The 12,540-nt window shown below is 56.9% G+C and carries 9 protein-coding genes and 1 tRNA gene; 3 read left to right on the forward strand and 7 right to left on the reverse strand.

Annotation, left to right across the window (positions count from 1 at the left end; translation table 11 throughout):
- Window positions 1-5: 5 nt before the first annotated feature.
- From HMPREF2891_RS06270 to HMPREF2891_RS06290, 5 genes are all read right to left on the reverse strand, one after another.
- Window positions 6-1,565 carry a bifunctional folylpolyglutamate synthase/dihydrofolate synthase gene (locus HMPREF2891_RS06270; protein ID WP_070664507.1) on the reverse strand — a complete coding sequence of 520 codons (1,560 nt, stop codon included), beginning with the start codon at window positions 1,563-1,565 and terminating at the stop codon, window positions 6-8.
- Complete coding sequence (ileS, locus tag HMPREF2891_RS06275; RefSeq protein ID WP_070664509.1) at window positions 1,562-4,783, reverse strand: isoleucine--tRNA ligase; 3,222 nt, start codon at window positions 4,781-4,783, stop codon at window positions 1,562-1,564. Before ileS ends, HMPREF2891_RS06270 begins: the two co-directional genes overlap by 4 nt.
- A gap of 298 nt (window positions 4,784-5,081) precedes the next feature.
- Window positions 5,082-5,154: transfer RNA gene (locus HMPREF2891_RS06280), tRNA-His, on the reverse strand.
- Window positions 5,155-5,258: 104 nt separating this feature from the next.
- Complete coding sequence (locus HMPREF2891_RS06285) at window positions 5,259-6,173, reverse strand: ATP-grasp domain-containing protein (protein ID WP_186822306.1); 915 nt, start codon at window positions 6,171-6,173, stop codon at window positions 5,259-5,261.
- 126 nt (window positions 6,174-6,299) lie between these two features.
- Window positions 6,300-7,427: a D-alanine--D-alanine ligase family protein gene (locus tag HMPREF2891_RS06290; RefSeq protein ID WP_070664511.1), complete on the reverse strand. Its 1,128-nt coding sequence runs from the start codon at window positions 7,425-7,427 to the stop codon at window positions 6,300-6,302.
- Between the two features lie 190 nt (window positions 7,428-7,617).
- On the opposite strand from HMPREF2891_RS06290, the gene HMPREF2891_RS06295 reads away from it, so the two are divergent.
- Entirely contained in the window at window positions 7,618-8,235 is a 618-nt protein-coding gene (locus HMPREF2891_RS06295; RefSeq protein ID WP_070664513.1) for an AMIN-like domain-containing (lipo)protein, read from the forward strand.
- A gap of 61 nt (window positions 8,236-8,296) precedes the next feature.
- On the opposite strand, the gene HMPREF2891_RS06300 is transcribed toward HMPREF2891_RS06295, so the two are convergent.
- The gene (locus HMPREF2891_RS06300) at window positions 8,297-9,019 is read right to left on the reverse strand and encodes a lysophospholipid acyltransferase family protein (RefSeq protein ID WP_070664515.1); all 723 of its coding nucleotides are present in this window, start codon (window positions 9,017-9,019) and stop codon (window positions 8,297-8,299) included.
- A 9-nt stretch (window positions 9,020-9,028) separates the two neighbouring features.
- Complete coding sequence (murA, locus tag HMPREF2891_RS06305) at window positions 9,029-10,345, reverse strand: UDP-N-acetylglucosamine 1-carboxyvinyltransferase (protein WP_070664517.1); 1,317 nt, start codon at window positions 10,343-10,345, stop codon at window positions 9,029-9,031.
- A 225-nt stretch (window positions 10,346-10,570) separates the two neighbouring features.
- On the opposite strand from murA, the gene HMPREF2891_RS06310 reads away from it, so the two are divergent.
- Window positions 10,571-11,308 carry an IclR family transcriptional regulator gene (locus HMPREF2891_RS06310; protein ID WP_016444969.1) on the forward strand — a complete coding sequence of 246 codons (738 nt, stop codon included), beginning with the start codon at window positions 10,571-10,573 and terminating at the stop codon, window positions 11,306-11,308.
- Window positions 11,309-11,322: 14 nt separating this feature from the next.
- Window positions 11,323-12,423 (forward strand): glycosyltransferase family 4 protein, encoded by a 1,101-nt coding sequence (locus HMPREF2891_RS06315; protein WP_070664519.1) that lies wholly within the window; start codon window positions 11,323-11,325, stop codon window positions 12,421-12,423.
- The last annotated feature ends 117 nt before the right edge of the window (window positions 12,424-12,540 follow it).

The raw sequence follows: 12,540 nt of genomic DNA on the forward strand, positions 1-12,540 counted from the left end.
AACGTTTAGTGCTTGATCAGGTCTCGAGCCGCTCCTGCGAGCACCACAGAACCCGTAATAACCACACCGTTAGAACCTGCCGGATCAGGATTCAACTCAGCGCGTTCCACCGCAAGGTCAACCGCATCAAGTAGCGACGGCTCCACAAACACGCGGTCCTCGCCAAACACGTCCCTCGCGATCTGCGCGATTTCTTCCGTATCCATTGCACGCGGTGTGTCCATCGAGGTAATCACAATATCCCCCACCACGGGCTCGAGTTCAGCCAGGGTGGCCTCGACGTTCTTATCCGCCATCGCGGAGTAAACCGCTGCAATGTTCGTGTAGTCAAACGACTCAGTGAGGGCCTGAGCCAATGCACGCGCGCCGTGTGGGTTATGCGCCGCATCCACCACAATCGAGGGAGAAGATCGCACAACCTCGAGGCGCCCGGGGGACGTAGCCATCCTAAACCCCTCTTCAACGATGCCCGGCTCCACTTCGCGGCCACCGTTGAATGCTTCGAACGCCGCAAGAGCCAGCACTGCATTCTCACCCTGATGCTTGCCAAAAAGTGGGATGAAAATGTCGTTGTAGAGAGCTGCTGGCGTCTGGATGGACACCACCTGCCCGCCCACTCCGAGCTGGGAAGAAACCAGATGTAGATCCTCACCGACAACGCGTAGCACCGCCCCAACCTCGTTCGCGCGATCGCGCAAAATCTCAAGGACCTGAGGGGTTTGCTTCGCCGAAATGACGAATGAACCGGGCTTGATGATGCCCGCCTTTTCGGTTGCTATTTCGGCTAGCGTAGAGCCGAGCCACTTTTCGTGGTCGTGGGCAATGGGCGTGATGACGGCAACGTCCGCGTTGATCACGTTCGTTGCATCCCACTTGCCGCCCATACCAACCTCGATCACTGCGGCATCAACCGGCACATCCGCAAACGCGGCCAGCATCATGACGGTCAGCACTTCAAAAAACGACATCGCGGGGCCACCGCTACGCTTCGAGTGCTCATCCACCATTGCGAGGTAAGGAGCGACGTCCTCATACGCCGCAACAAACTGAGCCTGTGAAATCGGCTCGTCATTTACACTGATTCGCTCCCGCATTGTGGTTAGATGCGGGCTGGTGAACCGCCCCACCTTTCGGCCCGACGCGCGCAACAACGCACTGATCATGCGCGCCGTGGATGTCTTTCCGTTTGTGCCTGTGAGGTGCACACTTCGATAGAGATTTTGCGGATCGCCGAGGATATGCATCGCCAGTTGCACGCGTTCAATACTTGGCTGAACCTTATGTTCGGGCATGCGCGAGAGAATCTCGCGTTCAATCGCGTGATAAACCGCCTCGGTCTCATCAGCCGTCGGGTACAGGTGAGTAGCTTCCTCATCTAGGTCGTTCTCGCTTGTATCCTCGCCACTCTCAACGAGGTTAGGCGCGGCCATGTGCGCTGCCTCCATGACCTCCTTAAGGGAGGCGGAGACATCGCGATTCATGACCTCATCTACAACCTGTTCAGGAGTGCGCTCGCCACCGCCCTCGGTGTCAGCAAACTCGTGGAAGATGTCGAAATCTTTCACTGCATTTTCACCACGTGAATCTTGATCTCGTCACCGGCTTCAACCGTTAGGTCCAGCGTCAAGGTCTCAGCTTTCAACATGTCAGCGTGCTTTTCCACCACGCTAACTCGCTCAGCCGGCACTGTCACGGTTAGCTTGATGCGATCTGCAACGTGCAGACCCGCGGCCTTGCGTTCATCCTGAACTTGGCGGATGAGGTCACGGACAAAGCCTTCGCCCTCGAGCTCATCGTCGATCTGAGTATCCAAAACTACGAAGGATCCTGAAGACAGGACCGTTGCGACCTGGCCTTCTTCAGCCTCAACCTTCGTGCTTACCGACACGGCTTCGCCACCTAGACGAACCGGATCACCATCAACTACGACTCCGGGGAAGACAACCTCGTCGCCGTCTACCTGCCACTGCCCCTGCTTTTGCGCGGCGAAAAGCTTCGAAGTGTGGCGACGAACCTCGGCCGAGAACTCGCGCGGATTCAACTTAAGCTCCTGCGCAACGCGCAACCCGGATTCAGATGGCGTCTTCAAGGTCACGTTCTTCACGTTGATCTCCGACGCGATCAGGTCCGCGTAGCTCGAAAGCTCAGCCGCCCGCTCCGAGATGACCGTCAGGTCACGCAGCGGCTGACGCACGCGCAGCTTCTCGCCCTTACGCAAGCTGTGTGCAGCTGAGACAACCGAACGAACCTCATCCATGGTGGCAACCAGCTCGTCATCCGCCCACGCGTCGCCGAGCTTCGGATAATCCTCCAGGTGCACGGACTCACCACCCGTGAGGCCGCGCCAGATTTCCTCGCTGATTAGCGGCAAAAGCGGCGCGATTGCGCGCATCATAACTTCAAGCGCGGTGTACATCGTGTCAAATGCAGCCTCGTCCTCCTCCCAAAAACGCTGGCGAGAAGTGCGGACGTACCAGTTTGACAACAGATCCAAATACTCACGTACATGGGCAGTTGCACCCGGGATATCATACGCATTCTGCGCTGCCTCTACCGCGAGCACGAGATCTCTCGTACGTGCAAGTAGGTAGCGATCCATTACCGGCAGATCAGCGACGACGGCCGAGTCCAGCGGAATAGGCTTTGCGAAGTATCCCTCTCCTCCGTTTGCCGCACCGGTGTAGAGAGCGAAGAAGTAGTACGTATTCCACAGGGGCAGGATCGTCTGGCGAACCGTGTCGCGGATCGATTCTTCTCGAACGATCAGGTTGCCACCGCGAACCACGGAAGATGACATGAGGAACCACCGCATCGCGTCCGATCCGTACGTGTCAAACACGTGATTAACGTTCGGGTAGTTACGTAGCGACTTCGACATCTTGCGGCCATCATCGCCCAGCACAATGCCATGGGCAACAACGTTTTGGAATGACTGCCTGTCGAACAACGCGGTTGCCATCACGTGCATCGTGTAGAACCAGCCGCGCGTTTGCCCGATGTACTCGACGATGAAATCGCCCGGGTAGTGATTCTCGAACCATTCCTGGTTCTCAAACGGATAGTGCACCTGGGCAAATGACATTGAACCAGACTCGAACCAGCAGTCAAACACGTCGGAAATGCGGCGCATCATCGACTTGCCTGTTGGGTCGTCCGGATTTGGACGCACCAGCTCATCGATGTAGGGGCGGTGGAGGTTATCGACCTTCACTCCAAAATCGCGCTCAAGCTCAGCGCGCGAGCCGTACACGTCCACGCGCGGATACTCCGGGTTATCCGACTTCCACACGGGAATCGGCGCACCCCAGAACCGGTTACGCGAAATCGACCAGTCGCGCGCGCCCTCAAGCCATTTACCAAACTGGCCTTCCTTGACATGCTCTGGAACCCAGTTGATCTCCTCGTTTCGGGCCAACATGCGATCACGGATCTTCGTAACTTCAACGAACCAAGACGATACGGCCTTGTAGATCAGCGGCTGCCGGCAACGCCAGCAATGCGGGTAAGAGTGCTCATAAGACTGTTGGCGAACCAGCACCGCACGCTCACCTTCAGTGCGGCGCGCTAATGGGCCACTGCCGTCCTTCAGATCCTGGATAATGGGGCGGTTCGCATCGAAAATATGCACGCCCTCATAGTCTTTAACTGGGGCCACAAACTTCGCACCGTCGTCAATCGGCACAACCGTCTTGATGCCGACTTCCTTACACACGTTTGCGTCATCTTCACCGAAGCCGGGCGCCAGGTGCACCAGGCCGGTGCCGTCGCTCGTGGTAACAAAGTCGGCGGCAATGATGTGGAACGCCTTGGGGCCAGGAATATCCTCATCGTTGATGAAGTAGTCGAAGATCGGAGCGTACGCGCGGCCCACGAGGTCTGAGCCCTTCAGCTGGGCAACAACCGGTGGTTCTTCGCCCAGCTCGCGCTCGTAGGAAGAAACGAGATCTTTCGCGAGGATTACGCGTTCACCGGCAAGCGGCCCTTCTTCGGGCTGCACGGTCACGTAGTCAACGTCTGGTCCAACGGCCACCGCGAGGTTCGACGGAAGTGTCCACGGCGTCGTAGTCCAGATAAGTGCAAGTTCACCGGTCTCTAGACGCAGGCCAACCGTTACGGTGTTGTCTTGACGCATCTGATAGACGTCGTCATCCATCGAAAGTTCGTGGTTTGAAAGCGGCGTCTCATCGTTCCAACAGTACGGCAGGACGCGGTGTCCCTCGTACGCAAGGCCCTTCTCATACAGGGTCTTGAATGCCCAAATGACCGACTCCATGAAGTCAATGTCAAGAGTCTTGTAGTCGTTCTCAAAATCAACCCAGCGAGCCTGACGAGTTACGTATTCTTCCCACTCGTTCGTGTAGCGCAAAACGGAAGTGCGGCACGCGTCGTTGAACTCCTCGATGCCAATGCCGTTCGGACCTTCGATCTCGTCCTTCGTCTCAATGCCGAGCACGCGCTGTGCTTCAAGCTCGGCCGGAAGACCGTGCGTGTCCCAACCAAAGCGGCGCTCCACTCGCTTGCCCTGCATCGTCTGGTACCTACCGACGATGTCCTTTACGTAACCGGTTAGAAGGTGGCCGTAGTGCGGCAAACCATTAGCAAACGGCGGGCCGTCATAAAACACGAATTCGTTAGAACCGGCCTCACCTGAAGGACGGATCTCAATGGACTTCTTGAACGTGTCATTTTCTTTCCAGTAAGCCAAAATCTCTTCTTCAAGGCTGGGGAAAGAAGGGGATGCTACGACGTCGCCATCACGGTGGCGGGGGTAGTGGTTGCTCATTTGTTCCGTCCTCGTTCATCATTCGAGGACGTCTCCAACCCGGAGGGTTGGTGCGCGGTACCACCTCGCTTGCCAAATGCTTTGGCCGCTCGAACTGCTATCACGGGCTTACCCGTCCGGGTCTACTAGGCTAAGCCGTTCTTCCGGAGGCTCATCGGTGATACCCGGTTGCCCGGCCGATTCATCGCCATTCGCCAGAAAGTATAGCCCGCACGCGACGCCGATGAGAAAGCGGGCCGGTGTAATTCACCACACAGCTAATAAAAAAGATCCGACCGTTTGGTCGGATCTTTATCCGGGTGGCTGACGGGACTCGAACCCGCGACGTCCTGGACCACAACCAGGTGCTCTACCAGCTGAACTACAGCCACCATCATTGCTTATGCAACGATAGATAATCGTAGCAGTAACGACGCACTAAACAAAACGCGCACCGCGTTGCCTCTACCACACCGCAGGGGCCAGAGAACCTCTTTTACCAGTGCGCTCGAACCGAAATCGCGTCAGCGAAGTTCCCGAGGGCCTCTGGTGAGGAGTCCAGGTAGAGCTGTGCGTCCACCAGGCCAACTTCCATAACCATGAACGAGCCTTCCCCATCGGGCACAATATCCACCCTGTTGAACAGGAACTGCTCGTCACGGCCCATGCGTTGCTTGACGTAGGCATGGAGGGCAGCGCGAATAGTTTCACCCCAACGCCACTCCTCCGGCGTTGCCTCGCGGGCTTTAACCAGCGTTTCCTGCTTGGATTCCATCGTGATCGAAGCGTCGTGCAACATCGGCTGTTTTTGAACCGCATGCGAAAGGAGTCCATTGAAGAACACCAGGGTGATCTCGCCGTGCTTGTCGATCGCCTCCTGGTAGCGTTGCAACATCACGGAACGTCCTTCGTTCAAAAGGCTCATCACGTGGCCAACGGCAGCCCTTCTCGAAGCAGGTTCTACCGCACAGTAGCGGCCAATATCGCGCGCTCCAGAAGAAACCGCGGGTTTGATAACAAAATCCTGGAGGGCTGGGAAACGCGAGTGTACGCGGTGTTTTGAAAGTTTCTTCTCAACATCAAGCCACGTAGTGGGAATGATTGGAAGCCCGAACTCTTCGTTCAAAATCTTCAAATAGTGCTTGTCCGAGTTCCACTCCAGAATGTCCGGGTGATTCAGCAGGCGCGGCACCGTCTTAGTCCATGCCAGGAACTCATCGCGCCTCGTCGCGTAATCACATACGGAGCGAACAATTACGAGACCAGCATCTTGCCAATCAACATCTGGGTCATCCCAGCGCTTAACCTGGGGATCACATCCTCGCTGCGCCAATTCATCCGGCAAGCCTTCCTCACCAGGATAAAGATTAGGCAATTCAGAAGAGGTTACTAACGTCACGCGTGGCTTCATAGTTGATACTTTAACCATATTCGATCGATTTGTTTGCACGGATGAGAACACTGCTTGCTACGGGGCGCAGATATTACGCCTAATGGCCCTACCATTTTGAAAACGAAGAAGTAGAGCCGCTACGTTCTAGCGTAACCCTAATGGACGCGCCAGAGCCTGCTGGATTAGATGCGAAACGAGGGCGGAATATTCCATCCCGGTTGCCTGCCACATCGCTGGATACATGGACCACGGGGTGAATCCCGGCATAGTATTCACCTCGTTAATCGTGATTTTTCCAGATTCTTCGTTGTAGAAGAAGTCCACGCGGGCAAGGCCCTCGCAACCGAGCACCTCAAACGCGCGCACAGCGGTTTCTCGAATCTGTTGTTCCACGGCAGACGGCAGGTCAGCTGGTGTAGAAAGGGTCACGTCACCATGTGCCTGATACTTAGTTTTGTAGTCGTAGAAGCCATCTCGCGAGGCAACCACGATCTCACCGCACCTGGAGGCGCGCGCCCCCTCACTCCCAAAATCAAGGACGCCACACTCGATCTCGCGACCTACCGTCGCGGCCTCAACAACTACGCGCGGATCAACCCTGCGAGCTTCTTCAATAGCGTCTTCAAGCATGTCCAGGTCCTCAACGTGAGTGATACCAAGCGAGGAACCGGCACGTGCGGGCTTGACGTACAGGTCCTGACCAACGCTTGCAGCCTGCGCCAGAGCGCGAGAGCGATCCCGCCTCCATTCACGGTCGGTGATCAGCGTCCACCGCCCCACCGAAATGCCGGCGCCAAGCAGGAGCGCTTTGGTCACATGCTTGTCATTAGACACCGCCGAGGCCGCGACACCGCAACCCACGTAGCGCACGTTAGACATCTCCATTAGTCCTTGAATGGTGCCGTCTTCACCGTAGGGTCCATGAAGCAGGGGGAACACTACATCAACGTCGCCCAGGTCAGTGGCCTCAATTCGCTCACCGGCAACTGCGCGCGGTTTCTCCACTACCCGCGGATTTCCGGCCCATAGCGCTACGGAGGACTCCCCAGCTTCGATCACCACACCTCGCCCATCAATCATTTCGTAGAGTTCAGGCTTAGCCGGCACGCGTACCCATTCACCATCGGGCGTGATACCGATTGCCAAGATCTCGTACCTCGCAGGGTCGATAACCGCCATTACGCTGGCGGCCGTTGCGCAAGAAATCTGGTGTTCGCCGCTACGCCCTCCGAAAATCAGGGCTACGCGGGTTTTCTTTGGAGAATCACTCATGACCTTGACTTTACTTCAAAATAATCAAGTTCAATCAACTCTGACGCACCTTCAAAAATATGTCGCGCGTTAGACACTGCTTGCAGTTCACCACGATTTTCATCTTCGAGGCCGGTAAGCAGGCTACTTGTAGATGAAGCCCTCTCTTGGGCGGGTTAGAGTAAGAAAAACGTAGCGATTGGAACTCACCATGAATAACAAAGTACGAGTCAGCGTAGCGCTAACCACCTTGCTATCGGCCTTGGCATTTAGCGGATGCAGCCAAGAGGGCGCCCCTGATGCCTCTACGCCGGCAACTACTGAGGCCGAAACCTACCTGCCCACACCGTATGCGGACACGACGGCGGAAACTGTTGTTCCTATGGACGAGGCGGAATGGATTTCCGGACCATCTGAGCAGATTGAAGGCACTTCAAACACTTCCTTGCTGGCCCACGATTTTCGCGTAGGTGTACATGATGATTACTACCGCGTGGTGGTCGAGTTCGTGGGCCAGGGCGATCCCGGCTGGACCATTGGTTGGACCGATAAGTCTGTTGAGCTCGGGCGCGGCGAGCCACTACCAATCCCGCAGGGCAACGTGCTTGACGTCATGATCCACGGCGCCACCTGGCCCGCAATTCCCGGAGCTGCCGACTACTACTACAACGGCCCCGCTGATAAACGGCTGGATGACAATGTCATCGCCTGGTTTGACGGCTCGTTCGAGTCTGAGACACACATTGCGGTATCAAGCGATAAACAGCGCGCATATCGAGTGTTCACTCTTGAAGATCCCAAGCGGCTCGTGATCGACCTACGCAAGTAGGGCAAGGTAAAAGGCTTTCCTGGCTCTTGCTTGCTGTTTCTACAACCAACGGGCAAGGCTTCTAAGTACCCGAAACGGGAGGGTATGCCTTGAGCTTTGGATCCCACCTGGTTTCGGGGGCTTTTTCCCCGCGGATTTCTTCGATCATTGAGGTGATGACTTCCTCCATTCGACGCGTCGCTTCTTTGACAGCCTCGTGATCGTTTTCATCCTGGTTCAGATCAGAGAAATCGAGTGCGGGCCCAGCCATCACCCACGTGTCACGCCTACGCAAAGGGAACGAGTTCCTCCAACGATGCATGATCTCGTGGCCTCCCCAGTGCGCCAACGGAATTACAGGAACCCCGGTTGCGAGGGCAAGCCTAGCGGCTCCCGTCTTGAACTTCATGGGCCAGTGATCAGGATCTGTGGTGAGCGTGCCTTCTGGGAAGATAGCTACGGATTCGCCTTCAGCAAGCGCAATTTTCGCATTCTTGAGGGCGTCGCCAGCGCTGGAGGTTCCCCGACTTACCGGCACCATTTTTGCTCCGGTCAGCACGCGCCGAAGTCCGGGAACCCGGAACAGGCTGTCTTTAGCAAGAACGCGCACGGCATGTCCGGCATCAACAATGAAGTGAGCCACTACCACCACGTCATACTCAGTCACGTGATTCATGATGAGAATGAAAGGGCCGTCCTTGGGAAGGTTGTTTCGGCCGCGCCAATGCGGCTTGGTGGTTAGTTTCGCAACAGGACGCAGGACTTCAACCGCGACTTTATAGATGCCAGTTGCCGGCTTACTCATCGCCTTCTCCTACATTCTTTCCGCATCGGCACCCAAGCGGCCAAGCTTGCTGAGGAAATGTTCGTATCCGCGGGCAATCACATCGATGCCATGCACGATGGACTCCCCCTCCGCTGCCAGAGCAGAAATGAGGTAGGAGAAGCCTCCACGCAGGTCTGGAACTGTAATTTCAGCGCCGCGTAGCGGTGTAGGTCCAGAGATAACAGCGGAATGGTAGAAGTTGCGCTGCCCGAAGCGACACGGGGTGCCGCCCAAGCACTCACGGTAAATCTGGATTTCCGCACCCATCTGGTTAAGAGCCTTCGTGAATCCAAGACGGTTTTCGTAAACCGTCTCATGGACGATTGAAAGCCCCTTCGCCTGCGTCAAGGCAACAACCAGCGGCTGCTGCCAGTCGGTCATAAAACCGGGGTGCACGTTTGTCTCGAGCACAATCGATTGCAACTCTCCACCGGGGTGGAAGAAACGGATGCCGGCGTCGTCAATTTCAAACTGGCCACCGACCTTGCGAAAGACGTTCAGGAACGTCGTCATGTCTGGCTGATGCGCTCCGCGCACGTAAATATCTCCGTGCGTTACCAGTGCAGCCGAAGCCCACGAGGCTGCCTCAATGCGGTCAGAGATCGCGGTGTGCGTAAATCCGCGTAGCTCCGATACACCCTCGATTCGGATCGTGCGATCCGTATCAACGGACAGGCTGGCACCCATCTTTTGGAGGACGTTTATTAGGTCCATGATTTCCGGCTCGATGGCCGCGTTCTTCAGCACTGTGATGCCGTCAGCCATTACCGCGGTCAGCAGGGTTTGCTCGGTGGCACCTACCGACGGGAAAGGAAGCTTGATTTTGGCGCCGCGCAAACCGTCTGGAGCGGTGATGCGAATGCCGTTATCTTCTTTATCTACCTGCGCACCAAATGCCCGCAACGCATCCAGGTGCATATCGATTGGACGGTCACCAATACGGCAACCTCCCAGGTCAGGAATGAAGGCTTCTCCTAGACGATGCAGGAGGGGGCCGCAAAAAAGAATCGGAATGCGCGATGAGCCGGCGAGGGCCTGAACTTCCGATACGTGCGCGACCTCGACGTTTGACGGGTCGAGTTCGAGAACACCGGCACCCTGGTCAAAATTAATATGCACGCCGTGCAGACCGAGAAGCTCAGAAACCAGGTCCACATCCCTAATTAGAGGAACATTTGAGAGCTTCGAGGGGGTTGTACCAAGTAGGCTTGCCACCATCGCCTTTGGAACGAAGTTCTTTGCACCGCGAACGGTGATGTCTCCCGTCAAAGGTTTGCCGCCCTGCACACGCAAAACCGAGTCCATGGAAGCCTTTCTGCTTAATCTAGCTAGCTGAATTTATTATTATCCCTTGCACTAATCTATAACGCACGGCATGCAGGCGCTCCATTACCCACACCACTGTAGCCCCGTGTCTCAGCACAACCGCTCGCACGTTCATCCAACGCAAAGCCCCTTACCTGCACTTTTGTGCGGGCGATCATATCCAGGAGTTTGCCATCTCAATGATTGAGATGGCAAGATCGGTGTATGGATGAAAAAGCTCCCACCAGTGGCGTAGGCGTTCTAGATAAAGCCTCGCTTGTTTTGTCCGCGTTAGAGGCCGGGCCGGCAACGCTTGCCCAGTTGGTCTCAACCACTAAATTGGCTCGGCCAACCGCACATCGCCTTGCAGTCGCTCTTGAGTTTCACCGTTTTGTTGCTCGCGACATGCAGGGCCGTTTTGTTTTGGGCCCTCGCTTATCAGAACTCGCATCGGCTGCTGGCGAAGATCGCCTTCTCGCATCAGCCACCCCTGTTCTGATCGCATTGCGTGATCACACGAAGGAATCAACACAGCTCTACCGCCGTCAGGGAGACCAACGCATTTGCGTTGCGGCAGCTGAGCGCCAGATAGGTTTGCGCGATTCCATCCCGGTTGGCGCCACGCTTTCCATGAAAGCAGGATCCGCAGCCCAGGTGCTCCTCGCTTGGGAGGAGCCGGACCGGCTTCACCGCGGCCTCTACGGCGCTTCGTTTAACGCGACCATGCTCTCTGCTGTTCGCCGTCGCGGCTGGGCACAGTCCGTGTCTGAACGCGAGATAGGCGTGGCGTCTGTGTCCGCTCCTGTTCGCGGTCCGGGAGGCAAGGTGCTTGCCGCTATCTCTATTTCGGGCCCTGTGGAGCGGATGGGACGTCAGCCTGGCCGCCAGCACGGCCCATCGGTAGTTGCAGCGGCCAACCGTCTCTCAGACTTCCTGCGCCGCGCCGAAGAACTTGGCCTGTAGATCGCACTTAGCAAATGCGGATTGCCCTCGTTTCTGACCCGTACAGCCCGCGCGTTGGGGGGATTGAAACCCAGGTGCGCAATCTGGGCCAAGCCCTTGCCGCCGCCGGTCACAGCGTCACGGTGATTACAGCAACACCCACAACCTCGCCGCGCGGTGATTTTACGGAGCTCGATGGCGAAGTTACGGTGCGGCGTCTGACTGCACATATCCCTCTAGATCTTCCGGTGAATCCATTTGCACGTGAGGCCCTGGAGCAGGCTTTGCCCTCGTTTGATGTCGTTCACATTCACATGGGGTTGGTCTCGCCGTTCGCGCGCATGGCAGTGCAGGCCTGTATTAAGACCGGTACAAGGGCGATCTTGACCTGGCACTCCCACCTCGGCGGTAGCACCTGGTGGTACGGCGCGGTCAATCCCCTGCCCGCTTGGGAGAGTGCCGGAATACGACTCACCGCGGTATCGGCGCCAGCTGCACGGGCAGTTGCCACGGCAGCTCGGGGCAACGCTCAAGTAGCGGTGTTACCAAACTTGATTTTTGATGAACCCTGGGAGCAGGCGCGTCAAGCAGCTTTGCCCCATTTCAACGAGGAGGCTACTTCTGCTCCCCTCCGAGCAGTAACGGCCACGCGACTGGCCCCGAGAAAACGGGTTCTACAACTTGCCGAGATCGCAAGGCGGGCGCGCGTGGACGTGCACGTGTACGGCGACGGCGGTCTGCGGCCTGCTTTGGCCCGGCCCGGACTTTCGGGTGGTCGCCTGCATCTGCATGGAAAGGTAATGTCCGCGCAACTGGCTGATGCGTATACGCGCGCAGAGGTTTTTGTGTCCCCGGTTGTTAAAGAGGCGTTCGGAATCGCGGCTCTGGAGGCCCGCGCGTGCGGTTTGCCCGTCATTTACCGCCAGGGCTCAGGGATTGAAGAGTTCATTACTCATGGCCGCGACGGCTTAGAAACCTCGAGCGACAAAGAGATGGCCGCGGCTCTCGCGATGCTCGCTAAACATCCGCAGCGCCTCAAGAAACTTCGCGAATACGCGCTTCAGAACCGCACTACCCACACTTGGAGCCGCGGCCTGCAGGCCTACCTGGAGCTGTACGAGGACTGGCGCAACTAGATCTTTACACCTCTAAGCGCACTGAACACTATGTGAAACAGGCACCCGGTAGCAAAAAAGCACCCGATTTCTCAGGTGCTGTGGCACCCCCAACCGGATTTGAACCGGTGTCGCCGC

This window comes from Actinomyces sp. HMSC065F11 (genome assembly GCF_001813085.1).
GTDB lineage: Bacteria > Actinomycetota > Actinomycetes > Actinomycetales > Actinomycetaceae > Gleimia > Gleimia europaea.